Genomic DNA, 22,017 nt, shown 5'->3' on the forward strand with positions numbered 1-22,017 from the left:
GTGCGGGTCATACCTGGTCCGAGACGGTGGGCGTTGCAGGGTTCGGGATGGTCACGGTCGGGGCGTACTGGGCGGCCTGGGCGTCGAACATGGTGGCGTACCGACCGCGGGCGGCGATGAGTTCGTCGTGGGTGCCGTGCTCGGCGAGGTGTCCGTTGTTGAGGACGTAGATGTGGTCGGCGTGGCGGACGCCGGACATGCGGTGGGTGACCAGGACGACGGCTCGGTTCGGTGCGGCGAGGCGGCGGATGCGGTCGAAAGCTTCGATTTCGGCTTCGGGGTCGAGGGCGGAAGTCGGTTCGTCGACGATGAGGACGCCGTCTGCATGTGATGTTGAACTGCGCCAGTGCGTGCGGGCCAGGCCGACTTTCTGCCATTCGCCGCCGGACAGTTCGATGGCGCCGCGGAACATGCGGGCCAGCAGACTGCGCAGGCCGTCGGGGAGTTTGGCGATGACGGGGCCGGCAACGGCGTAGTCGACCGAGGGCTTGAGGTCCTGGTCTGTAGCGGGGTGGTCGGGGCGGCCGAGGCGGATGTTCATCGCGGCGGTCACGGGCCAGCGCTGGAAGTCCTGGGTGAGCAGGGAGACACGCTCGAAGACCTGGGAGCGGTCGAGACCGGTGAGGTCCGCGTCGCCCCAGCGCAGGGTGCCGGCCTCGGGAAGCAGCATGCCCGAGAGGATCTTCATCAGGGTGCTCTTGCCGGAGCCGTTCTCACCCACCACGGCGGTGACCGATCCCATAGGCAGGGTCAGTGACACGCTGTCCAGGGCGGCGGTGTCCCGGTCGGGGTAGCGGTAGGTGACCTGGTCCAGAACGATTTCCCTGACGCGTTCCGGTACGGGCGCACCGCCGGCGGGCAGCGTCCGCTGGGCGGCCTGGGTGAGGAAGCGGCCGTGGTCACGGACGTAGAGGCTCTCCTCGTGGAGCTGGTTGATGTTCATGACCAGCGCGCCCAGGCTCGCCGAGCCGGTGCGTACCGCGATGACGGCGGTCCCGGCGACGGCGAGGCTCATGTGCCCGTCCATGATCAGCCAGAACATGGCCCCGTAGGTCGCCGCCATCGCCAGACCGGACAGCGCGGAGGCGACCCACTCGGTCAGGGCCTTGTTGGAGGCGAGGCGTTCCTGTTCGGCCTCGGCGCTCTCGGCCATCTGCTCGTAACGGCTCAGGAGGAAGTCGCCGACGGCGTGGAGGCGCACTTCCTGGGCGGCGGTGCGTTCGGTGAGCAGGTTGCCGATCAGGCGGCTGGCCCGCACGTGCTCGATCCAGCTCATCACCGACACGTATCGTTCCTGGGCCACGCGCATGGCGCCCCAGCCGCGCGGGGCGGCGATGAGGATCAGCATGGGCAGCAGCACGGGGTGGAGTACGGCGAGGACGCCGGCGGTGGTGATCAGCGAGATGAGGCCGTTCAGTGCGGCGACGCAGGCGCTGATCATGCGGCGGGCCGAACCCGGGCCATGCTGGGCGATGTCCACGAGCCGCCGGAAGTCGGGATCGTCGATGGCCTCCAGTTCGACGCTGGCTGCGGCGGCCAGGTACTGCGTGGTAGCGATCCGCTCGACCTTCGGCTCCAGCCGCCCTGCGCGGGAGGTGGACCAGGCGGACAGGGCGGAGTTGATGACGCCGATAGCGGCGGCGGCCAACAGTCCGGGTAACAGGGCGTGCAGCCGCTCGGCAGCGCTGCCGTTGCCGGCGAGCAGAGCGTGCATGACGGCGTTGACGGCGAGCAGGCCGGCGGCTGCGGCGATGCCTTGGCCGATCTCGCTGACCCCGACCGAGAGCAGAGCACGCCGGTCGGCCTGCCACGCCATGCGCAGCGTTGCGCCGACGAGTGTGGGCATGGAGCGCAGCGCGGACATCATGGTCAGGTCCAAGGTCGCGTGCTCGTGCTGGGACCAGCCCATGTCGTAGCGCAGGGGGCCGCCGAACAGCTCGTGTTCGGCGTCGGAGACCTGCGGATCGGCCATCGTGACCGGGCCGAAGAATCTCTTCACCGGGCGCCTCCCGCAGGCCAGTTGATGGCCCGGTAGGACGGGCCGTGGGTGAGCATGTGGAAGATGGTGGCGGTGTAGGGGTGACAGTCCGGCGACGGTCGTTCCATCGGCACCCAGAAGAGCCCTTCGTGCTTGTGTGGCTCGGCGTTGTACGGCTCACCCGTCCAGGACTGCGCCCCGAACACGGCGGTGATCCGGTCCAGGCCATTGTCGGAGTCGTGGTGGTGGATGAGCCCGCAGAACTCCTGCTGCTCAGCAGTGATAAGGACCCCCACCTCCTCCATGGCCTCGCGTCGCGCAGCATGGTCGAGTGGTTCGCCGACTTCCAGGTGGCCGCCCACGACAGTGAGCTGTCCCGGTGCGAGGGCGGCGTCCAGTGCGCGGCGTACGCACAGGGCGGTGCCGTTCGTACGGGGCAGGACCTGTGCCACGTCGGCGATCAGCTGGTGAGGCGAGTCGCTCACGGGCGGCCCTCCTGTACCAGGCGTTCTACGGTGTGCCGATCATTGGTCACCAGGGCACCGCCGTGCCGAAAGCTATAGGTGAGGACGGAGGACGGGAGAGGTGTGGGCTGCGTCATGCCAGGTACCTCGTATCCGGTCGTGACCCGTCGGCGAGCAGAGCTGCGCGACCGGAGGTGAGGTGAAGGCTGGCGCCCGAGGAGGTAACGGCATTTTCGAACGCAGGATGAACGAGTCCAGGACGGCGTACGGGATGCATGGGGACTCCTCGGGGCGAGATGCGGACAGGTGATCGGGTAACGGCGGTCCTGCTGTAGCCGTAACGGGTGGAGGGGGGCGAAATCTAGAACGCGATTTCGGATACCGGGCTCTCTCCTTGTGTGGTCGGGTGGGGCGGGCTGTGATGCAGTGTTCGATCACTCATGTGGGTTGCGGTACCTCCTGCGGGGGATTGCCGGGGGGGCGCTTGGTCAGTCATCGCGTGGCGAGGTCCGGGCGGAGGGCGATGGCGTCGCGAAGGAAGCTGCGCTTGGAGTAGAAGGTGTGCTCGGCGGCCCAACCGTGACTGGCGAGGTACTCGCAGAGCCAGCTGTCGATCCGCTTCATCTCGATGAGGATCTCGTCCTGGTCGTGGTCGAGGATGCTGCGTGAGCGGCGGTACTCCAGCTCGCACTGGGAGAGCACCACGTCGGGGGCCGCCAGGAGGGCGCAGCGGTCGAGGAAGATGCCGTAGACGTGTCCGGTGCGCAGCGACTCGCACTGGATGTCGTAGCGGACGCGCTGGAAGGGCGGCATGGCCCGGACCTGGAGGTTCAGGTCTTCGCGCAGGAACGTCTCGAAGCGGTCGGGGGGGATGTCGAGGCCAGGGGTGAGTTCCTCGCGGCGGGCGAAGGCGTCCTCGGTGAACCACTTTCGCTTGAGCACGTGCCCGGCGGTGACGGTGGGGATGAAGGAGGCGTAGCCGATCTCGGGCTCGGGGCCGGTGACGTCGAACAGATGGTTCTCGGTGTGGTGGATCTGGAACTCTTCCCGGTACTCCGGACGGCAGCCTTCCAGCTTGCCGTCGCGCAGGGCCTTGAGCAGTTCCATGGACGCGGACCAGATGTCCGGTGCCGGGTCGAGGGTGTACTTGATCTCCAGCTCGGTGCCGGAGAAGTGCTTGCGGAAGTACCGCAGATGGTTGTTGAGCGCCGTGCTCGACTCTGCGTGCGCCGTCAGCACGGGGTCGAACCAGCGCAGTTCCTCGACCGGGCCGTGGCCTACTGGGTCCCGGGTGGTGCGGACGAAGCAGGCGTCCTCGGGGTGGAAGCGGATCTGCGCGTACGCGTGGTAGCCGCCGCCGGGGTGTTCGGCCAGGTAGCACAGCGGCACCAGGCCGGGGGCGGCCTCGGTGCCGACCAGGCCGCGCAGGGCGGGGCCGGCGATGGCGTCGGGGAACAGTTCGCCGCCGTCGATCCTGGCCGCCCCGAGCCGGGTGCCGCCGGGGTGCAGCGCTTCGGCCGGGCAGGGCCCCAGCGCGTTCCAGCGGACGATCACGGTGGTGGCCGGTCGGCATACCTCCTGCGGTGGCACCCGGACGAGCACGATCGGCTCGTCTGGTCGCCGTGGCGCGGTGCGGTTGAGGAGGTGGACGCCGCCGAGGACGACCCAGGCTCCCCGGTCCGAGGGCTGCTCATCGGGCACGCTGGTCTCCTTCGTGTGAAGCGGGTGCCACGGGTGATCGCCCTGCAGCCCGAAGGGGCCACCGGGTCGGCCGGACATCCCCGGATGGCTGCCTGCTCGTCGCTGCGACGTCCGGCCGGTTTGTCGGCCTAGGGTGGGGCGGGTGAGTCATGGTGAAGTCGGTCAGGTGATTTTGGACGAGGCTGTTGCGGATGCCCGCCTCGCCGCATGGGAGTTCGACGGTGCACGGGCCTGGCTGGAGGAAGCCCGCCGGCATCCCATGGAGCCGTTGGCGGCCGAGGTGTGGGTCACCGACCCTGCTTTCGAGCACGTCCTGCTGGTCAAGCACCGCGTGCGCGGATGGGTGCCGCCAGGCGGCAAGGTGGAGCCGGGCGAGGCGCCGCGTGCGGCGGCGGCACGAGAGCTGCTGGAGGAGACCGGCCTGCGCTGCGAGCTGCTGCCCGAGCCCGCAGCCGTGGCGGTGCGTTCCTACCGGGCCGACTGGACTCCGACGCTGGGCCTGTCCTACGCAGCGGTCGTCGGACGCGACGTTCCGCTCGCCGGGGAGCAGAACCAGCCGGCGGCATGGTTCCGTCTGGACACAGGCTGGGACAGCGTCTTCCCCGAGGACCGCGAGCGGATCCGTGCGCACGCTCGCCGTCTGGCAGCCGGCCGGGCGGTCGGCTCCCGCTGAGGTAGGCCCCTGGCCGCCGTTCACAGGACGGCCTCGATCTGGTCGAGGTCGGCCGAGGACAGGGTGACGAGCTCAAGGTCGTGCAGGAAGCGGCACCACACCGGCTCCAGGCCGGGTTCGCGCTCGAACTCCTCACGGTCCAGGCATCCGTTGGCGTGCGCGGCGGTCCGCAGCGCGTGCTGCTGCAGCTGGGCCGGGTGGATCCACCGAGGGGTGCGGACCTCCCGGGGCGAGGGGCACAGCGACCCGGAAACCTCGGCCTGGAAGATCCACCAGTGGTGGCCGACCAGACCGCTGGGCGTGCGGTGGCAGTGGTTGGGTCGCCACTGGTCCAGCAGCAGGTGCAGGTGGGTGACGGTAAGACCGACCTCTTCGGTGACTTCGTCGCGGGCGGCCTGCTCGGGGCCGCCATGCTCGTCGACGTGGCCGGCGACCGGGGCGATTCCGGCCGGAGGAATCGCCCGCTCGAACACCAGCAGGCCGCTCGGGGAGGAGATCAGTACCCCGACACTTGCGTGGTCACAGAGGCGGGCCCCGCCGCCGGGAGCCGGGGCGGCCGGAGTCATGCGGCGGCCTCCGGCCGTTGGGCGACGACGACGAGCCAGCTCGTCACGGCCGGGGCGTCGGGGGTTGTCATGGCGTAGGCGGTGTCGAGGATCTGCATCCGCTGGGCGTGGGTGAAGTCGCCCTCGGGCCGCGCGAAGACTGGGATGGACAGCCACGCCTTCTTCTCGGCCATGGTGCTGTGCTGGGCGGTGACCTCCGTGCCGACGACCGTCAGTCCGGCTGAAGTCAGCTGCTCGGTGACTGTTTTCAGCGGCAGCTTCGGCGGCCTGTCCGCGTCGCGCGGCGGTGGGGCGTATCCGTGGGTCTCAGCGGCGACTTGGCGGATGAGGGCGTTCAGGGTAGGTCCGGTGCGGGTGGACAGTTCGTCGGGGTGCCGGACGCCGGCGAAGCCGCCGCCGATGTTGAAGACGAAGTGCCCGCCTGGGCTCAGGATGTGGGCGACGGCCGCGAACACTGCGGCGGTGTCGGTCTTCCAGATCGCGGAGTTGCACACTACGGCGTCGGCGCTGCTGGCGTGCAGGTGGTCGGCGAGCCGTTCGGCCGGGGAGGTGATCCAGGTCAGGCGGACGTCGGTCAGGGTGCGGCGACCGACACGCTGCATCGCGGCGGCGTTGTCGACGGAGACGACCCGAGCGCGGGCCGGGATCAGGTCGAGGATCGCGCGGGCGGTCGCGCCGGCGCCGCCGCACAGGTCGACCACCAGGCTGGCGTTGGCCAGATGGCCTCGGCGGGCAAGGTCGCGGCTGGTCGCGTCGTACATGGGGTGGGCGCGGGTGAATGCGTCGTACGCCTCGGCGTTGCTGTCCTCGTCCCAGCCGAGGATGGCGTCCTGGGGTGCCATGTTGCTGTGGCCTCGCTTCTCAGAGCGGCCCGGCAGTGCAGGCCGGGTGTTCGGGCAGGGTCAAAAGAGCGCGGACTGTACGGCGGCGGGCGGTGAGGAGAACTGTGCGCCGAGGACGATGCGCCGGCCCTTGAGGGTGCCGAGGTCGAGCAGGTAGGGCAGTTGTTCGCCGTCGCCGTCGAGGGTGGCGAGGACCTGGGAGCCGAGGCAGGAGAGCACCGTCAGCCCGTGCTCACCGGAGCGTGGGTCGTGCGGGTACAAGGCGCGCCCGGTCCTCGGCGTCCGCAGCAGGTCGCCTTCGCCGGGCGGCGTCCACGGCTCCGGTGTGGCCAGGACGTTCAGGCCGCTCAGGGCCGCGGTGGCGCGGTCGAGGTGCTGATGGTGGGCGGCACCGGCCGGGGCGAGGTCGCGCAGCTCGGCCAGGGCCGTCAGCTTGGCCGCGGCTCGCACGGTCTGCGTCAGGCCGAGGTGGCGGGTGAGGGCATCCTCCAGGAACCGCACGGCGCGGCCGTCAGCACTCCGGGCGAGGTAGGTAGCGATCAGGGCACCCTGTTCGTCGAGGCGGGAGCGCTTACGGGGTTCGGCCGCGGTGCCGATCTTGGTGGTGCCGTCGGCGAACGTCGCCAGGTACAGCCAGTGCGGCTGGGCCATGTACGCCGCCAGGGCGTCGGGAACATGCCCGCCGGAGTGGAACCGGTGGGCGAAGCGGAAGTCGTCCCGCCCGGCGCAGGCCGGGCACTGTCCGCCGGCCTCGGCCGGGGCCCGGTCAGGGCAGGCGACCGCCTCGACGCGGACGCGGTCGGCGAACCGGTACCGGCCGGTGCACCACCGGCCGGTACCGCTCACCTGGTAACTCAGGCGCCTGCCCATCACCGGGGCGTAGACGAGTGGTCCGCCGGTCACGGGGGCGAGCAGAAGACGGGGGTCTGCGCTCGCCCAGGTGATGCCGTGACAGACGTATGTCCCGCTGGCGGGCAGGGCCTGGTCCATGGTGCGTTCCTTGTCGATCGGGGAGGGAGGGCCGGTTTAGACGGTCAAGCGCAGACGGTCGGCCAGGGCAGCGGCGGCGGCCTTGAAGACCTGGTCGCGGTCCAACTGGGCGACGTCCAGCGTCAGCCAGGCGCCGCGCTCCGCCTGTTCGCGCATCTGGTCCAGGACGGTGTCCTGGTAGCGGATGAAGTCCTCGTCACCGCCGCCGGCGTGGCCGGCCTCCAGGGAAGTGAACGAGCCTTTGCGGACGAGAGCCTCGCGGGCACCGATGTTCAGGAAGAACACCAGGTCCGGCTTTGTGAGATGCGCGAAGACCTGCTCGCACAGGCGGGGGGAGACCTCGGGGTTGACCGCGTACCGAGCGAGGATCTTGTGGTGCGCGTTGTCGAGGATCACGTGGGTTCCCGCGGCGAGGGCCGGCTGGATGACGAGCCGGTCCTGCAGGGTGTACCAGGAGGCCAGGGCAAGCAGCCAGTAGTGGTCGCCGCATGCCTGGGCGACGCCGGCGTCGCGCCGGTAGACCAGCTCGTTGAGGCGGTCGAGGTAGGCGGACAGCTCCGGGTCCCGGCGGACGTCGGTGCTGTGCTTGCCGATGAGGACTGCCGTGTGGCCGGCGTCGTTGAGGGCCTGGTGCAGGCGGGCGGCGAGGGTGGACTTGCCGGCCCCGTCACCACCGACGAAGGTGATCAGCTTCCCGGCTGCGGTGGTGGTCGGCGCGTTCGCCGTCATCGGGATTCTCCCAGGGCGTGGGTCGGGCTGGCGGTCAGGCGGCCGGTGATGATGGTGCGGATGCGGTCCACCAGGACGGCGCGCTGGCGCAGGACGTCGCTGTGACGCTCATTGGACAGGTCGGCGGGATAGTGCGTGGCGAGGTTGTTGGAAATGACGTGGAGGTAACCGAATCTGATCCCCGCCTGGCGCGCCGCCGCCCCCATGGGGCCGATCTCCGGGTCGACGAAGGCGTACGAGGCGGTGTGCTGGGCCAGCCAGTCGCGGTTCTCCAGCAGGATCGACGGGGAGGACACGTGCAGGCCGCTGCGCACCCCATCGTGGGCGGCGGCGTAGTCGCCGAAGAAGTCGTCCCAGCTCACCATCGCCCCGCGTACCAGGCTGGCGTTGCCGGTCGCCAGCCAGGCGTTCGGTTCGACGCCGGGGGTCAGCGAGCCGACCTTGCCGACGTAGACGATGTCGCCTGCGCCGAGTTCGGCAAGGCGCGTGACGACCCGTCCGGCCACGTCTCCCCAGATGCTGTGGAGGAACCCGAGGTAGACCACGCGACGGCCCGCGATGTCGAGGCGCTGCCAGGCGTAGCCGGGTCCGCGGGTCCACACTCCGTTCTCGGGAGCGAGGTACTGAAGGCCCCAGCCGACGATCACCAGGTCGCCGTCCAGTTCCACGTCGAGCGCATCGAGCGCCGTTCGGCACTCCTCCTGCTCGGGCGGCTGATAGGTGACGGTATCGGCGGGGCGGCCGGTCATGGCCAGGTACGTGGCGATGATCAGGGCGTAGTGCTGGACGTAGTCGGCTCCGGGGAACGCCTTGACGACGAGGTCACGGCCGTGGATCTCTGCGGTGGGCCGTTCGATGTTGAACAGCTTCCCGGTCTTCTCGTACCGGGAGACCACCGCCGTGCGGTCGTAGCCGCCGATGACGCGGATGCTGTCCCAGTCCTGGTCCTGGATGAGGTGGTGGACCTTGATCTCCAGGTAGCGCAGCAGCCTCGCGTGGGTCATAGTGTGCCCGGCCGGCTCGATCGGGGCGGCGCGCAGGAGTCCGGGGGTCGGGTCGGCGAGTAAGGGCGTCATCGGTGCTCCTCGGCGATCGTCACGGTGCTGCCGGCCGCCGTGCGAACGACGGAGATGTTCTTCCGGATGAGGTCGAACCGGTCTTCGGGGATCGGGCCGAGCTTCTCGATGCGGGGCGTGGAGGGCTTCTCGTACGGCCCTTCGGGCAGCAGGGCGACGCCCATCGCGCCGAGGATGACCGGGGCTGCGCCGTCCACGGAGGAGATCCACTCGTGCTCGCGCTGCTCGATCAGCTCCAGGTGCCCGGTCCGGCCCAGACCGAGCAGCCGGTAGATGAGCAGATCGTCGACCAGGCCGCGATCCTGCAGGTAGGCGGTCGCCAACCAGCGGGTGCGGCACAGTTGCTCGTCGGGATCCGGTCGACGCGAGGCCGGCAGGGCGATGGCCCCGGCCCAGCCGCTGGTCACGAAGGCGTCGTAGGTGCGCAGCCACTCGTCGTCGTCCGCGGCGTGCAGGACCGCGCACAGCCGGAATGCGTCGCCGGACAGCTTCCGGATCTCTCGCGCGGCCTTCTCGCTCGCCTTCAAGGTCGCGGTCCCGTCCCGCATGACGTCCGGCAGGATGATCTCCCTCGCGGACACCGCCAGCGCGGCTTCGACGAGGCTTTCCGCCGGCAGGGCGTAGCCGAGGTCGAAGAGCCCGTTGTCGATGATGATCTCGGCGCCGCGCTCGGCCTCGTGAGCGAAGAAGGCCCGGTAGCTCTCGTTGGACAGCACATGCTGGGCGGCCACATGGTGGACGCGGGCCGGCTCCTGGGCGACGAAGTTCTTCAGGTAGGCAGGCGGAGCGATGACGGAGAAGTCGATGCCCGCGGTGGTGATCACGACGCCCCCCACAGGCCGGTGGTGAGGGTGAGGAACTGCTGGGAAAGGACGGGGTCGGTGCCGAAGCGCCCGCCCGAGTGCACCGTGGTGGTGCGAGCCTCCTCCATCCGTACGCCCCGCATGCTCATGCACAGGTGCACGCCGCGCACGGCGACGGCGATGTTCTCGTGTCCGATCACGCCGTTGAGGTATTCGGCGACCTGGCGGGTGAAGCGTTCCTGGACCTGCAGTCGGCCGGCGAAGTGCTGGGCGATCCGCCCGAACTTCGACAGGCCCACCACCTCGCCATCCGGCACGTATCCAGCCGTGACCTGCAAGTTCATGGGCAGCATGTGGTGCTCGCAGAGCGACCACACGCTCATGCCGCCCACGATGACCAGCTGACCACCCAGCTGGGACTCGGTGAAGCAGGTGGCCGTTTCGGCGCCGTCCGGGGACAGGAAGGCTCTCCACCAGGCCGCGACGCGGTCCGGGGTGCCGGTCAGCCCCTCGCGGGCGGGGTTCTCGCCCAGCTCGACCAAGAGCTGGTGGATCAGGCCGGCGACCCGGCCGGTGTCGATGACCGCAGTGGGCCCGGCGCCGGCAGCCGTCGGCGCCGCCGCAGGGCTGGCGATAGAGGTCGTCATGGGCGTCTCTCGTTTCCGGGGACTGGGGAACGGATGGGGCGTGGAGTCGCGTGCGGTCAGCGGCCTCGGGCGTCCGCGAAGGCCAACACGTGAAGGCGGGTGGTGAAGTGCCAGTGCCGGGCCGCGACCCCGTCCGCGAGGACCCGGGTAGTCGCGGTGATCACCTCGGGGGTGGTGCCCTCCGGCATCACCCACACCGGCGCGAGCCGGTGGGCGTCGGCCAGCTCGGCGATCCGGTCGAGGTCGTCCACCGTGGAAGCGACGAACTTGAACGCCGCCCGCCCGGAGGCCACAAACGCCTCCAGCGCGGCTGGCACGATGCTCTTGGTCTCCTTCACGCCGAAGCTGGCAAGCTTGGGCGAGACGTTGAACCGGACCCCGTCGGCTACCAGCTCGGGAGTGGGCGCGATGGTGCCGTTCGTCTCGAACTCGATCCGCTTGCCGGCTGCTATCAGTCCCCGGACGAGAGGCACCAGTCGCGCCTGCTGGATCAACGGCTCGCCGCCGGTGATCACGACCAGCTCGACCGGTGAAGACGTGGCCCAGGCCACCAGGCCCGCGACGGATTCCCTCGTCGACTCCTCGTGCGGGTCGAAACGAGACCAGTCCCAGGTGTACTTCGTGTCGCATCTCGTGCAAGTGAGGTTGCACCGGGACAGGCGGATGAACAGGGCCGGGTGTCCGCAGCTTGGGCCCTCGCCCTGAAACGTCGGCACCTCGGTACCGAAGCACTCCGCGACGATCAGGGATTCGCCTTCGGCAGCTTCCGGTTCGAGGTTGAGCGGCTTGGTTGTGGTCATTGGCCCACCACATCGAAGCGGGCCCAGCTGCTTGCGGTCTCGCGGACTAGGACGGCGACAAGGCGGCCGGGGATCTCCGACTGGAGGTTCTGAACGAACCAGCCGGCCAGGAACTGGGCCAGGCGCTCCGAGGTGGGCTCGAAGGGCAGGATCTCGTGCAGGTTGTGGTGGTCGAGCTCGGTGTCCAGGAACGACTTGAACGGGGCGAGCGCACCGAAGTCCGTGACAAAGCCGGGATCCTCCAGCGCGGATGCAGTGAGGATGACCTCAACCTCGTAGCTGTGCCCGTGCTGGCGGGAGCACTTGTGCTCATGCGGCAGCCGGGGAAGCCGATGGCCAGCCTCGAAGGCGAACTTCTTACCGATGGTGAAATTGCCGGGCGGTAGTGGAACAGCAGTGAAGCCCATTCGATTTCTCCGAGAGGTGAGGGTGTGGCTGATTCGGGCGGGGTGGGGCAGCCGCCTCTTCAGGCGGCTACGGGCTGTGCCCCCAGGTGGTTCTTCGCGGCCTTGTCCAGCACCTTGGTGAAGTGCTCGGCGCGCTCGTCGCCCTCGGCCTCCTGAGCGCGGAGGCCCCCGAAACGGGCCCAGTACCGCCGGCAGACGTCCCTCTCCATCAGCTTCGAGGCGTAGAACGGCAGACGCCCGTCCCGGACGAAGCCGAGGCGGTCGCGCAGGCTGAGCATGCAGATGAGCTGGTTGGCCTTCAGCAGCTGCATGTACTCCTCGACATCCAGGTCCTCGGGCGTCCAGAGCTTGGCGAGGTCAGGGTTGGCGGACATCTGCGTCAGCCAGTCGAGTTGGTTGCGCGCGACGGTCGCCTCATTTCGTTCGGCCTGGTGCCGCGCGTCCTGCCTCAGCCGGGCGGCTCCGACCACGACGGTGGCGAGGGAAACCGCGGCGCCGGCAGCGAGGACGGCGGTGGTGAGCTTCATGCTTTAACGGTCCTTTCACGCAAAGTGATCTGGGGCGAGGGCGGGTCTGTGGAAGCCTGCGGGGCTCGCTGCGTCATGCGACCCCCGCTAGCACGACGGCCGGTGAGCCGCCGTCAATGCGATCCAGGGCGTACCGGCGGCGCACAGTGTCCAAAGCGACGGCGATCGGCGGCAGTCCGACGGCGGCCCTTCGCTGGTCCAGCAACTGCGGCGCACGCAGTGGGCACAGCTCCACCCCTGCTGCGCTGAGGACGAGTTGCGTCCCGAACTCCTGGGGTCGCCCGCTGTTGACCAGGGCGCGGTCGTGAAGGTGGGCCCAGTGCTGGATGCGCGCATCGCCGTCCTGGACCGCACGTTTCAAAAGGGTGGTGGCCGCCCGCTGGAAGTCGGGTTCGTCGTCGGCGTGCAGAGCGATGCTCCAGGCGGCACGTGCTGCGTCGGGGCCCACGAGACGGTGGCCGGGCCAGTCATGTTCGGCCAGGATGCGGCGCAGCACTTTGGTGTCGGCGTGCTCAGCGTGACGGTCCTGGCCGAGGTGGACGGCGTCGAGCTGGTTGCGTACGCGTCTTGCCCGGCGTGCTGCCGACTGTGCGGCGCGGGCGATGAGTTCGCGGGCGAGGTCCGCCCGCAGCGGTTCCGCGGTCCTCACGCGATACTCCGCTGGTCGGCGGCGGACTGCGGCTCGTGGACCTGGCAGCCGATGAGCGCGCTCAGCCCAGGCCGAAGCTCGGCGGTGAGTTCGAGGCGCGCGACTCGCTCATGGTGCTGTCCGGTGCCCCATCCACGGACGTCCCAGCCCATGTCGGTGAGCCGACGAAGGAATGTGGCGATCGGATCGACGTCGAGAGGATGGCGGGCCATGGCCTCGGCCCGCACAAGCGGTACCTCGAGCCGGGCGGCGAAGTCGGAGGCCCACAGAGTGATCAGCGGGACGGTGTCATCGGAGTGACCGGGCAGGGTGTGGACACAGTCCAGGAAGAGGCACGGGCCTTCGCCCCATCCGAGGTCGGGCCCGCGTTGCGGGATCATGCAGGCCAGCAGCAGCCCGTCCTCGAACAGTCCAGCCGGCTTCACCTGCGGGGCGCGGAACAGGGCCGGGATATCGGACCGGGCGGGTGTAGGCATGCCGCGCATGGCGAGCCAGCGCTGACGGTCCTGGACGAGGGCCGCGGCCTCGTCCCGTTCGGCGTCGGTGCGCAACGACCGAATCTCGTACACGGCCGGTAACCCTGTCGCGCACTGGCTTCGAGGCGCGGGGGAGGACTCGATGGCAGTAGAAGCGGGTGAGGCATTCACTGGCGAGCTCCGCTCTCCATCGTGGTGACCCGCCTGGCGCCCAGCAGGCCCCACGCGTGGGCCCAGACGACAAGTTGGGTGGTGTTGGCCGCCCCGGTCTTGGCGAGCAGTTCGTCATGTGCGGCTCGCACGTCGGCGGGCGCGATCTTGGCTATGGCAGCAATGTCGCTGGGATTGCTGTGCTCAGCGACCGCCCGCAGCAACAGTTGCTGCTCTGGACTGAGTTCCGGCATTGACCTGTCCGTTGCGGGCGGAGCGACCTGCCGGGCGCTGCACAGGAAGTGCACGATCACCGGGGGCTTGCAGCGGGGCGGGCAGTGGAGGCTCTCCCGGATGTCGCGTACGTACTGGCGGACGGTCACGGCCGACAGCCCGGTCCTCGCGGCGATCTCTTGAGGGCCGAGGCCGTCCACGAGGTGCTGGGCGACGCGCTGCTGGGTCGGGGTCAGGGGGGTGATCGGTGCGCTGGTCGTCATGCGCGGGGTCACGGGTGTCTCTTTCGCGGCTGGGTTGAGGGATATCGGGTGGGGTGTCGCCGGACCTCGCGGGGGCCGGGGGCCGGCGACACGGGCCCGTGCGCGGCGGTCTGGATTCACGGGGCGCCGCACACGGGGGCTCATGCGGCTGTCGGGTCGGGGCGGGCCCACGCCGCTTCGGCGGCGAGACGTTCTGACCACTGGATGTGGGCCTCGTCGAAGGCGGCGTCGGCGAGGCGTATGCGCTGGACTTCGCCGGTTCCGGCCGGTGGGTAGGTGAACTGGATGTCGCGCCACAGGCGCTGGAGGATGTAGTCGCCGTTGAGGGCGTGGGCGCCGTGCAGCTCCATGGCGTCCTGGGTTGACTGCATCGCCCACTGGTGGCCGAGGTACTTGGCGTTGATCAGGTCGGTGTCGCAGGGCAGGCCCTGGTCGAGGAGGTGCACGGACTGATAGGCCAGGATTCGACCGGCGCGCAGGCGGGCCTCCATGTCACCGATGCGGTCCCGCAGAACCGGCAGATCGGAGAGGGCGCCCCGGTAGCGGGAGCGCGCCTTGAGGTAAGCGGTCGAGGCGGCCACGACTGCCTCGTGTATTCCCAGGCTGACTGCGGCCAGGTTGGGACGGCCGTACAGGATGCTGCTGCTCTGCGCTACGCCCAGCCCGTGGCCGATCTCTCCGACCACGTTTTCCTCGGGGACGCGGACGTGATCGAGGTCGAGGCGGCCGGCGGAGAAGCCGTGCAGGCCGAGGCCGGGACGGTGGTCGGCGACTGAGAGCCCTCGGCGCTTGGATTCGACCATGAACGCGGTCAGCGCCTGGGAGGTGCTCACGCCTGCCTTGGCGGTCCGGGCGACCACGAGGTGGGCTCCCGCGAGGTGGCTATTCCCGATGTGGATCTTGCTGCCGGTGATCACCCATTGGTTGCCGACGTGCTCGGCGATGGTCTCGATGCCGCCAATGTGCCCGCCAGCTCGCGGTTCGGTCACGGCGATCGACAAGAGCAGTGAACCGTCCGCTACGCGGGGCAGCCAGCGGCCCTTCTGCTCGTAGGTGGCGAAGTGCAGCAGGGCGCCGACGGGGATCAGCGTGGCCTGGAGGATGGCCGCCGCAGCCGCCGAGACGCGGGCAATGCGGTGGACGAGGATGGTCTTGGCCACGTGCCCGGCGCCCAGCCCGCCGAAGGAGGACGGGACGGTGACGGCGAACCAGCGTCGTGCGGCCATCAGGTCGGCGACCTTGCGCTCCACCCTGCCGGGGGCGGCCTCCATGCGTGCGGCGCGCGGCGCGATGTGCTCGGCCGCGAAGGCGTCCGCCTCGTCCCACAGCAGTTCGTGGCGGGCGGTGAGATAGGGGCGCAGCGCCGGCGGCGGCGTGGGGGGTGTGGCGGGCATGGTCGTCTCCCTCTCCCTGGATGAAGGTCGCACGGTGGAGCGGCCGGGGATCGCCTGCGGCTCCCGGGTGGGGGGTCGTGGAACGGACTAGCGGACGGGCGCGCGGGCGATGTGGTCCATCACCCGGACGCCGGCGTTGATGACGATGTCTCTCAGCCGTCGGGCCTCGCTCAGGGGCCGCTTCTCGGGGTCGATGACGCACACCGTGCCCAGCACGGTGCCGCTGTCGTGGATGAGCGGGGCACCGAAGTAGGAACGGATCCCGACCGCGTCGACCACGTGGTTGCCGCTGAAGCGCGGGCTGGCGTGCACGTCGTGCAGCGGAAGGGCCTTCTTGCGGGCCATGACCTCCGGGCACCAGCCGTGGTCGCGGCTCATGGTGCGGCCGACTATGACGTACCCGCTGTCCGCGGGCGGCTGGTGCAGCCCGACGAAGGTCTGCTCCTCCAGGAAGAGGTTGACGAAGCCGTACAGGAACCCGGCTCGTGTGGCCATGTCGCGGGCCAGTTCGTCGAAGTCCTCGCTGGCAGCGGTGGGCACGCCTAGGCGATCCAGCAGCTCGTATCGCTGCGCCAGCTCGCTCGCCTGCTGGGCCTGCGGGACGGGGACGGCGGCGCCGGCGGGGAGGGATGGCCCATGGGTGACCTCGCGCATGGTGCGTCGCGGCAGCGACTGCGTGAGGGGGGCGATCTGCCGTGTGCGGTAGGGATCGTTAGGCTGATACGACATCAGGCGTCCTGAAAGGTGGTAGTGGATGCGGGGCGAGCGGGGCTTGCCGATGCGCTCTTCAAGGCGTGGCCAACTAGGGTCAGCAGGACGCCAGCGACGTGGTTCGGATCGCGAGCGTCGCAGGTGACCACCGGCACAGAGGCGGGCAGTTCGAGGGCGGTGCGGACCTCTTCGGGGGGGTAACGATGTGCTCCGTCGAACTGGTTCACCGCGACGACGAAGGGCAGGCCGATGTCCTCGAAGAAGCCGACGGGGGTGAAGCTGCTTTCCAGGCGGCGGGTGTCGACCAGGACGACCGCGCCGACGGCTCCGCGACAAAGGTCGTACCAGAGGTCGACGAACCGGTCCTGGCCGGGCGTGCCGAACAGGAACAATTCCAGGGGCACGGGCGCGTCGGGCAGGTTGAGGCGACCGAAGTCGAAGGCGACCGTGGTGGTCTGCTTGGCCTCGACGCCCGCCAGGCTGTCCACGTCCGCGCTCGCCTCGGTCAGGTACTCCTCCGTGCTCAGCGGCGTGATCTCACTGACGGCACCCACGGCGGTGGTCTTGCCCGCGCCGAAACCGCCAGCGATCACGACCTTCAGCACGGTCGGTGCACCGGTACGCGGGCGCGACGACGGCCGCAGCACCACGGCCGGGTCACCCGGCCTGGGGGTAGGCGATGGCATCGGGCCACTTCCTCTTCAGGCCGGCAGACAGGGCCGCCAGCAGTTGTGCAGAGGGACGTGCATGCGCGTCGGACGCGGCATAGGCGGTGACAGGGACGACCAGGGCGTCGGCGTCCAGGAGGTCGGAGATGAGGATCTTGATGGCGGTTACGGGACGGCCGAGTCGGCCCGCCAGCTCGGTCACCGAACGCCGGTGGTCCCGGCACAGGGCGAGGATCTCTGAGCATTCCTCGGCCTGGCCCGGGCCGGGCCGCCCGGGTCCGGCATCCAGCACCGTGTCCAGGCCGAGCAGATGCCGTGGCCGGGTGCGACCGCGCGTCAGGGTGTAAGTCCGCACGAACGTCGAATCCTCGGCCGCGCTGCCGTGTGCGGTCACCGGACCTCATCACCCGTGCCGACGCGGACGGGGATCTGCATGTAGGGGGCGAACTTCTGCACCAGGCGCCCCATCTCGAACCCGACGGTGCCGGCATCGGCGTCCATGGTCGCGATCACCGCGAGGACCGTGTCCACCACGCCCCGTTCGTTGCCGGGATGGCCCTCGAAGGCCGCGCTGCGACCGGAGCTCTGGACGAAGATCAGACAGTCGTCTCGCTCGATGACGACCTGCCTCGCCGGCCTCTTCTTGTGGGTGGGACCGGTGATGTTCGCCGCGAGTGAGGCCACTCCGCTGATGGCGGCCGACAGTTCGTCCGCCCAGTCCTTGTCGACGTCGCTGTCCAGCAGCCGTAGTCCGTCCCGCGAGAGCAGGACGGCGTGCGTGACGCCCGTCGTGTCGGAGGCGAACTGCCGCAGCAGCCACGCCATGTTGTCCCGCTGTCCGCTTGCCGTTGTCTCGGTTGCGGGTGCGTCGCCGGTCACGTTGTTCATCGCGGGGTGGGTGCTCATAGGGATCGCTCCAGAAGGGGGGAAGGGCCAGCGGATGTAAGGGCCACCGGGAACGTGGAGGGACGAGGTTCAGGAACTGGGGTGCTCTGTCGAAGCGGTGGGAGAACCGGCTTGCCCGCCGGCCTGGATGCCGGTGCGGAAGGCGGCTGCGAGCCCTGGCGTCGCCGCGGTCACGGGGGCTTGCTCCCGCTCGTGTGGCGGATGGAACGTGCCGGCCTGGCGTCTACGCATGGGAAGGGCGGGCGCATCAGCAGAGTGACCTGCCTGTGCGGCTTCCGGCGCCCCTGCGGTACCGGGGCGTGGGACCTGCCCCGGCCTCGGGGTGGCTGGAGTCGCTGCAACCTGCTGCGGTTGCGGCGCCAAGGGGCGGGCGTCCTGGGGCGGCGCGCTCGCATCGTCGACGGAGGGAATCGCTACTAGGAGCCGTGCCGGGATGACCACCAGGGCGGTGGTGCCTCCCGTCACGTTCTCCTGCAGGAGAACGGACAGCCCGTGCGACTGGGCGATCTTCGCGGCGACCAGCAAGCCGAGCTGCCCCGCTCGCACCTGGCCGCTGACGTCGACCTCGTCGGGGGCCTGGAGCAGGTGGTTCATCTGCGCCCGCGTCTGCGGATGCATGGGGATGGCCCGGTCCTCGACCTCGACCGCCAGCCCGTTCGCCACCCGCTGCGCACGCACCATCACCTTCGTAGCCGGATCGGAACACTCACAGGCGTTCTCGATCAGCTCAGCCAGCAGGTGCGTCAGGTCCGGCCCCACATGGCCGGGAAGACCCACCTCCGCGCCCACGGACCCGGCCGCTACCGCCACCCGCGGATACTGCACGACCTCGGAGACCGCGCCGCGTAGCACGCTCTTGACGGGAACGGGCCGACGCACGCTGCGCAGGGACTGCCCGCCCAGCACCGCCGTGCTCTCGACCTGGCGACGCATCCGCGTCACGAGGTGATCGATCTCGAAGATCTTGGCCAGCAGCTCCGGGTCGTCGGTCAGCATCTCCAGCTGGCTCAGTGCTTCAAGTGCCTTGCCGACCAAGGCGTGCTCGCGCATGGCCAGGCGGCGCAGCACTTCCAGGAGGACGACGGACTGGGACTCGTCGTGCACCCGTATCAACGACGCGACGGCCCGCACTTGGAGAGCACTCAACGCCTTGTCAATCTCGGCGTCAGGGCTGGCAGGTGGCGCCTGCAGGTCCGGCAGCGGCGGGCGTCCCCCGCGGCACAGCTCGTCCGCCGACCACTGCACCGACTTCTCGATGGCCGCGGCTGCCCCTGCGATTGCTGCCAGTGCCGTTGCCCGGGCCTCCTCCGCCGCTGCCTGTATGGCTCCTGCGGCCGTTCGCGCTCCGCGAGCCGCCATCGTGGCGACGCCCGCGAGTCCGCAGATCAGGCCGGCCAGGAGCCAGCCGGGGCCCACCGCGGACACCGACCAGAGGGTGAAGGCGGCACCCAGCAGGGCGGCAAGGAGTACTAGGGGCAGTGCGACGGCGCGGTGGACACGGTGCAGGGTGAACGCGTTGATCGGAGGCCGCCGTCGGCGGTGGCCGGTGGCGGCCGGCCGTGCCGAAAAGGCGCTGTCAGGCATGGGAATCCTCGTCAGGGTGGGGTGGCTAGGCGTGCTGCAGCGTCAGATCTGCGCAGGTCTTGTGTGTGCTGCGTGCGGTCGAGCGGGGTGACGGAAACGCGACCGCGCCGCGGTGGGAGGACTGCGTCGCCAGGAGTTGAAGCAGCCGGGCGCTCTGGATCAGGCCCATGTGGCTGAATGCCTGCGGGAAGTTGCCGAGCTGGCGCTGCTGGACGGGGTCGTACTCCTCGGCCAGGAGGCCGAGGTCGTTGCGCAGTGCGAGGAGGCGTTCGAACAGGGCGTGGGCCTCGTCGAGGCGGCCGGTCAGGGCCAGGGCGTCTACGAGCCAGAAGGAGCAGAGGACGAATGTGCCCTCGTCTCCGCTCAGGCCGTCCACCCCGGTGTGGTCGCCGATGGTCGGGTAACGGCGCACAAGCCCGTCAGACGTGGAGAGTCCACGGCGCACTGCGTCCACGGTGCCGATGACGCGCGGGTCGTTCGGCGGTAGGAAGCCAACGCGGGGGATCAGCAGCGTGGCGGCGTCGAGTTCCTTGGAACCGTAGGACTGGGTAAAGGTGTTGCGCACCGGATCGAAGCCCCTGGTGCAGACCTCGTGGTGGATGGTTGCCCGCAGCTCGGTCAGGCGGGCCAGGTCGATGTCGAGCGCGCCGGCTTCGGCCAGGCGGATGGTGCGGTCGATCGCCACCCAGGCCATCACCTTGGAGTGGACGAAGTGCTGGCGTGCCCCGCGGATCTCCCAGATCCCCTCGTCGGGCTCCCGCCAGCGCTGTGCCAGGTGCTCGACGAGCCGCTGGTGCAGGACCGCGGTGTCGGCACAGTGGGCCACACCGCTCTCGTGCGCGAGGTACAGGGTCTCGATCACCTCGCCGTACACGTCGAGCTGGAGCTGGTCCGCCGCCCCGTTCCCGACCCGCACCGGCGTCGAGCCCTCATACCCGGGCAGCCAGGGCAACTCCCGTTCCCGAAGATCACGCTCTCCGGTGATCGCGTACATGATCTGCAGGTTCTCTGGGTCGCCGGCCACGGAACGCAGAAGCCAGCGCCGCCATGCCTGCGCCTCCTGCCGGTAGCCGGTCTCCAGTAACGCGGCCAGGGTCGTAGCGGCGTCGCGCAGCCAGGTGAAGCGGTAGTCCCAATTGCGTCGGCCGCCGATCTCCTCGGGCAGCGAGGTGGTCGGCGCGGCGACGATCCCGCCGCTCGGGTGGTAGGTCAGTGCCTTCAGTGCGATCAAGGAACGGACCACGGCCTCACGGTAGGGGCCGTCGTAGGTGCACTGCTGCGTCCAGTCCTGCCAGAAGGCGAGCGTCTCGGTGAGCGCCGCGTGCGGGTCGGGGATCTCCGGAGCCGGTGCGTGGGACGGGCACCAGCTGAGCACGAACGCCACGCTCCGCCCGGCGCGGATGGCAAAGGCACTGACGACGACCCCGTCCTTCTCCGCCTGCGGGACGCAGGTGTCGAGCCACAGTGCGTCCGCGCCGGCCTCCGCGACCATGCGCCCATCGGCCTCGTGGATCCACGGGCTGACGCTGCCGTATCCCGGCCGCGGACGCATGGCCGAAACCAATGCCACCTCACCGGCCAGACCCTCGACGATCCGGATCACCTGCGGTGCCCCGTCGCGAGGCGGCATGAAGTCCAGGACGCGGACCGACCCGGCCGGTGTGCGCCAGATCGATTCGAGGACGAGCGTGTCACCGCGGTACCGGCGCTCGGCGACCGCTTCGGGCCCGGAGGGGCCAGGCGCGGCCGGGGCGATCTGCCAGGTGCCGTGCTTGTGCGTGCCGAGCAGGCCGGCGAAGACGGCCGACGAGTCGAACCGGGGCAGGCACAGCCAGTCGATCGAACCGTCGTCGCAGACGTGGGCACTGGTCTGCATGTTGCCGATCAGGCCGTACTGCTCGATGCGCGGGAGGCGTTTCATCGTGTGGGTCTCCGTAGTCCCCGTGGACCCGGGGGTGGCTTCGGGGCCGCCGGGGCGGCCGGGAAGTGTCGGTGAGAGAGGCACGGTGGTTACCGGTCCGGGGGAGGTCTGTTCTGCCTCGGCCGGGGATCCACGTCCCGTGGAGCAATGCGGCCGGTTACTCGCTCACCACGAAGAGCCAGCCACGCCATGGGACCGAGAATCAGCGCGATCAGAACTGCCCCGGCGGCGGTCATGTCCGGGGCGCCGACGCGGCCAGAACCACGCACGCGAGGGCGAGAGCGAAGACCGCGCCGCGCAGCACGTTGATCGGCGGCTTCCACCAGCGCCGTCTCTGGACCGACTTCGCAGGGGCCACGTCGTGGGCCTGCACGGCAGCGATAAGGTCTTGGGTCGCCTCGGCCAGCCTGACCAGATGAACCCTGCTGGGCATGTAGCCATCGGGGAGGCCGCCTGAACAGAGCTGCTGCGCACCGAGCAGGGCTGGCTCTTGCGAAGGCGTCAGAGCTCCGAGCTGGCTGACGTGTCCTCGCAGCCGCAGTGCGAGGTCCTCCACATCGGCGGCAGTATCGGGTAACGGCGAGTCCTCGCCCAGCACGAGCGCCACCGTTTCCGTCGCCGAGGCCGCCGGGTCCCGTCGCAGGATGGGCTCACCAAGGGCGTGGCTTCTCCTTCCCTGATCACTGAGTTGGCACGCCCGGCGAAGGGCCAGCGAGGGACGCATGACGCAACTCCTAGGTGAATCAAGCCAACTTGAGCGAGGAACGCTGTGCACCGCAGGCAACTGACGTGCAAGGTGAGTGATCCTGCGGCTACGTTGAGCGAACCGCGAATCCCTGTCAGGGGGTATGCCTACGC

General features: G+C 69.8%; 25 protein-coding genes. 1 reads left to right on the plus strand and 24 read right to left on the minus strand.

The window, feature by feature from the left end; translation table 11 throughout:
* Window positions 1–7: 7 nt before the first annotated feature.
* The 3 genes from FHX78_RS31960 to FHX78_RS31970 form a co-directional block, all read right to left on the minus strand.
* Entirely contained in the window at window positions 8–1,999 is a 1,992-nt protein-coding gene (locus FHX78_RS31960) for an ABC transporter ATP-binding protein (protein WP_145870849.1), read from the minus strand.
* On the minus strand, window positions 1,996–2,463 hold the full coding sequence (locus FHX78_RS31965) for an NUDIX domain-containing protein (protein ID WP_145870850.1): 468 nt from the start codon (window positions 2,461–2,463) through the stop codon (window positions 1,996–1,998). The genes FHX78_RS31960 and FHX78_RS31965 overlap by 4 nt, the downstream gene beginning before the upstream one ends.
* A 471-nt stretch (window positions 2,464–2,934) precedes the next feature.
* Window positions 2,935–4,143 (minus strand): hypothetical protein, encoded by a 1,209-nt coding sequence (locus tag FHX78_RS31970; RefSeq protein ID WP_145870851.1) that lies wholly within the window; start codon window positions 4,141–4,143, stop codon window positions 2,935–2,937.
* A gap of 166 nt (window positions 4,144–4,309) precedes the next feature.
* On the opposite strand from FHX78_RS31970, the gene FHX78_RS31975 reads away from it, so the two are divergent.
* On the plus strand, window positions 4,310–4,816 hold the full coding sequence (locus FHX78_RS31975; RefSeq protein WP_425282241.1) for an NUDIX domain-containing protein: 507 nt from the start codon (window positions 4,310–4,312) through the stop codon (window positions 4,814–4,816).
* A gap of 20 nt (window positions 4,817–4,836) precedes the next feature.
* On the opposite strand, the gene FHX78_RS31980 is transcribed toward FHX78_RS31975, so the two are convergent.
* The 21 genes from FHX78_RS31980 to FHX78_RS32080 all read right to left on the minus strand — a co-directional run bounded on the left by FHX78_RS31980 (window position 4,837) and on the right by FHX78_RS32080 (window position 21,883).
* Window positions 4,837–5,382 carry an NUDIX hydrolase gene (locus FHX78_RS31980; protein ID WP_145870852.1) on the minus strand — a complete coding sequence of 182 codons (546 nt, stop codon included), beginning with the start codon at window positions 5,380–5,382 and terminating at the stop codon, window positions 4,837–4,839.
* Entirely contained in the window at window positions 5,379–6,224 is an 846-nt protein-coding gene (locus FHX78_RS31985; RefSeq protein ID WP_145870853.1) for a class I SAM-dependent methyltransferase, read from the minus strand. The genes FHX78_RS31980 and FHX78_RS31985 overlap by 4 nt, the downstream gene beginning before the upstream one ends.
* Window positions 6,225–6,284: 60 nt before the next feature.
* A complete protein-coding gene (locus tag FHX78_RS31990) occupies window positions 6,285–7,214 on the minus strand; it encodes a DUF2797 domain-containing protein (RefSeq protein WP_145870854.1) in 930 nt (309 codons plus the stop codon).
* A gap of 36 nt (window positions 7,215–7,250) precedes the next feature.
* The gene (locus tag FHX78_RS31995) at window positions 7,251–7,943 is read right to left on the minus strand and encodes a dTMP kinase (RefSeq protein WP_006143029.1); all 693 of its coding nucleotides are present in this window, start codon (window positions 7,941–7,943) and stop codon (window positions 7,251–7,253) included.
* Entirely contained in the window at window positions 7,940–9,019 is a 1,080-nt protein-coding gene (locus tag FHX78_RS32000) for a purine-nucleoside phosphorylase (protein ID WP_145870855.1), read from the minus strand. The genes FHX78_RS31995 and FHX78_RS32000 overlap by 4 nt, the downstream gene beginning before the upstream one ends.
* On the minus strand, window positions 9,016–9,843 hold the full coding sequence (locus FHX78_RS32005; protein WP_145870856.1) for a hypothetical protein: 828 nt from the start codon (window positions 9,841–9,843) through the stop codon (window positions 9,016–9,018). Before FHX78_RS32005 ends, FHX78_RS32000 begins: the two co-directional genes overlap by 4 nt.
* Window positions 9,840–10,469, minus strand: a complete 630-nt coding sequence (gene folE / locus FHX78_RS32010; protein ID WP_145870857.1) for a GTP cyclohydrolase I — start codon at window positions 10,467–10,469, stop codon at window positions 9,840–9,842. Before folE ends, FHX78_RS32005 begins: the two co-directional genes overlap by 4 nt.
* A 56-nt stretch (window positions 10,470–10,525) precedes the next feature.
* Window positions 10,526–11,269, minus strand: coding sequence for a 7-carboxy-7-deazaguanine synthase QueE (locus FHX78_RS32015; protein WP_145870858.1), 744 nt, complete (start codon window positions 11,267–11,269; stop codon window positions 10,526–10,528).
* Window positions 11,266–11,676 (minus strand): 6-pyruvoyl trahydropterin synthase family protein, encoded by a 411-nt coding sequence (locus tag FHX78_RS32020; RefSeq protein ID WP_093593327.1) that lies wholly within the window; start codon window positions 11,674–11,676, stop codon window positions 11,266–11,268. Before FHX78_RS32020 ends, FHX78_RS32015 begins: the two co-directional genes overlap by 4 nt.
* Window positions 11,677–11,735: 59 nt before the next feature.
* A complete protein-coding gene (locus FHX78_RS32025; RefSeq protein WP_093593323.1) occupies window positions 11,736–12,203 on the minus strand; it encodes a DUF6082 family protein in 468 nt (155 codons plus the stop codon).
* Between the two features lie 73 nt (window positions 12,204–12,276).
* Window positions 12,277–12,852: a DUF6624 domain-containing protein gene (locus tag FHX78_RS32030; RefSeq protein WP_145870859.1), complete on the minus strand. Its 576-nt coding sequence runs from the start codon at window positions 12,850–12,852 to the stop codon at window positions 12,277–12,279.
* Window positions 12,849–13,421: a carbohydrate kinase family protein gene (locus FHX78_RS32035; RefSeq protein WP_145870860.1), complete on the minus strand. Its 573-nt coding sequence runs from the start codon at window positions 13,419–13,421 to the stop codon at window positions 12,849–12,851. Before FHX78_RS32035 ends, FHX78_RS32030 begins: the two co-directional genes overlap by 4 nt.
* 74 nt (window positions 13,422–13,495) lie before the next feature.
* Window positions 13,496–13,987 (minus strand): LuxR C-terminal-related transcriptional regulator, encoded by a 492-nt coding sequence (locus tag FHX78_RS32040; RefSeq protein ID WP_341874758.1) that lies wholly within the window; start codon window positions 13,985–13,987, stop codon window positions 13,496–13,498.
* Between the two features lie 128 nt (window positions 13,988–14,115).
* Window positions 14,116–15,369, minus strand: a complete 1,254-nt coding sequence (locus FHX78_RS32045) for an acyl-CoA dehydrogenase family protein (protein ID WP_145870862.1) — start codon at window positions 15,367–15,369, stop codon at window positions 14,116–14,118.
* An 87-nt stretch (window positions 15,370–15,456) separates the two neighbouring features.
* Window positions 15,457–16,098 carry a GAF domain-containing protein gene (locus tag FHX78_RS32050; protein ID WP_145870863.1) on the minus strand — a complete coding sequence of 214 codons (642 nt, stop codon included), beginning with the start codon at window positions 16,096–16,098 and terminating at the stop codon, window positions 15,457–15,459.
* On the minus strand, window positions 16,098–16,685 hold the full coding sequence (locus tag FHX78_RS32055; protein WP_167531910.1) for a GTP-binding protein: 588 nt from the start codon (window positions 16,683–16,685) through the stop codon (window positions 16,098–16,100). Before FHX78_RS32055 ends, FHX78_RS32050 begins: the two co-directional genes overlap by 1 nt.
* A gap of 52 nt (window positions 16,686–16,737) precedes the next feature.
* Window positions 16,738–17,142, minus strand: coding sequence for a DUF742 domain-containing protein (locus FHX78_RS32060; RefSeq protein WP_145870864.1), 405 nt, complete (start codon window positions 17,140–17,142; stop codon window positions 16,738–16,740).
* Window positions 17,139–17,654, minus strand: coding sequence for a roadblock/LC7 domain-containing protein (locus FHX78_RS32065; RefSeq protein WP_061916021.1), 516 nt, complete (start codon window positions 17,652–17,654; stop codon window positions 17,139–17,141). Before FHX78_RS32065 ends, FHX78_RS32060 begins: the two co-directional genes overlap by 4 nt.
* A 69-nt stretch (window positions 17,655–17,723) precedes the next feature.
* Complete coding sequence (locus FHX78_RS32070) at window positions 17,724–19,238, minus strand: sensor histidine kinase (protein WP_145870865.1); 1,515 nt, start codon at window positions 19,236–19,238, stop codon at window positions 17,724–17,726.
* A 25-nt stretch (window positions 19,239–19,263) separates the two neighbouring features.
* Window positions 19,264–21,159 (minus strand): glycoside hydrolase family 15 protein, encoded by a 1,896-nt coding sequence (locus FHX78_RS32075; RefSeq protein WP_145870866.1) that lies wholly within the window; start codon window positions 21,157–21,159, stop codon window positions 19,264–19,266.
* Between the two features lie 232 nt (window positions 21,160–21,391).
* Window positions 21,392–21,883, minus strand: a complete 492-nt coding sequence (locus FHX78_RS32080) for a DUF6415 family natural product biosynthesis protein (RefSeq protein ID WP_229924143.1) — start codon at window positions 21,881–21,883, stop codon at window positions 21,392–21,394.
* Between the last annotated feature and the right edge of the window lie 134 nt (window positions 21,884–22,017).

Origin of the sequence: Streptomyces capillispiralis (assembly GCF_007829875.1) — a bacterium.
In the GTDB taxonomy this organism is placed as follows: Bacteria; Actinomycetota; Actinomycetes; order Streptomycetales; family Streptomycetaceae; genus Streptomyces; species Streptomyces capillispiralis.

Coding starts and splice junctions, on each gene's coding strand:
- FHX78_RS31980 (WP_145870852.1), bottom strand. CDS start 5,382: ATGACTCCGGCCGCCCCGGCTCCCGGCGGCGGGGCCCGCCTCTGTGAC.
- FHX78_RS31985 (WP_145870853.1), bottom strand. CDS start 6,224: ATGGCACCCCAGGACGCCATCCTCGGCTGGGACGAGGACAGCAACGCC.
- FHX78_RS31990 (WP_145870854.1), bottom strand. CDS start 7,214: ATGGACCAGGCCCTGCCCGCCAGCGGGACATACGTCTGTCACGGCATC.
- FHX78_RS31995 (WP_006143029.1), bottom strand. CDS start 7,943: ATGACGGCGAACGCGCCGACCACCACCGCAGCCGGGAAGCTGATCACC.
- FHX78_RS32000 (WP_145870855.1), bottom strand. CDS start 9,019: ATGACGCCCTTACTCGCCGACCCGACCCCCGGACTCCTGCGCGCCGCC.
- folE (WP_145870857.1), bottom strand. CDS start 10,469: ATGACGACCTCTATCGCCAGCCCTGCGGCGGCGCCGACGGCTGCCGGC.
- FHX78_RS32015 (WP_145870858.1), bottom strand. CDS start 11,269: ATGACCACAACCAAGCCGCTCAACCTCGAACCGGAAGCTGCCGAAGGC.
- FHX78_RS32020 (WP_093593327.1), bottom strand. CDS start 11,676: ATGGGCTTCACTGCTGTTCCACTACCGCCCGGCAATTTCACCATCGGT.
- FHX78_RS32025 (WP_093593323.1), bottom strand. CDS start 12,203: ATGAAGCTCACCACCGCCGTCCTCGCTGCCGGCGCCGCGGTTTCCCTC.
- FHX78_RS32045 (WP_145870862.1), bottom strand. CDS start 15,369: ATGCCCGCCACACCCCCCACGCCGCCGCCGGCGCTGCGCCCCTATCTC.
- FHX78_RS32050 (WP_145870863.1), bottom strand. CDS start 16,098: ATGTCGTATCAGCCTAACGATCCCTACCGCACACGGCAGATCGCCCCC.
- FHX78_RS32065 (WP_061916021.1), bottom strand. CDS start 17,654: ATGAGCACCCACCCCGCGATGAACAACGTGACCGGCGACGCACCCGCA.
- FHX78_RS32070 (WP_145870865.1), bottom strand. CDS start 19,238: ATGCCTGACAGCGCCTTTTCGGCACGGCCGGCCGCCACCGGCCACCGC.
- FHX78_RS32075 (WP_145870866.1), bottom strand. CDS start 21,159: ATGAAACGCCTCCCGCGCATCGAGCAGTACGGCCTGATCGGCAACATG.
- FHX78_RS32080 (WP_229924143.1), bottom strand. CDS start 21,883: ATGCGTCCCTCGCTGGCCCTTCGCCGGGCGTGCCAACTCAGTGATCAG.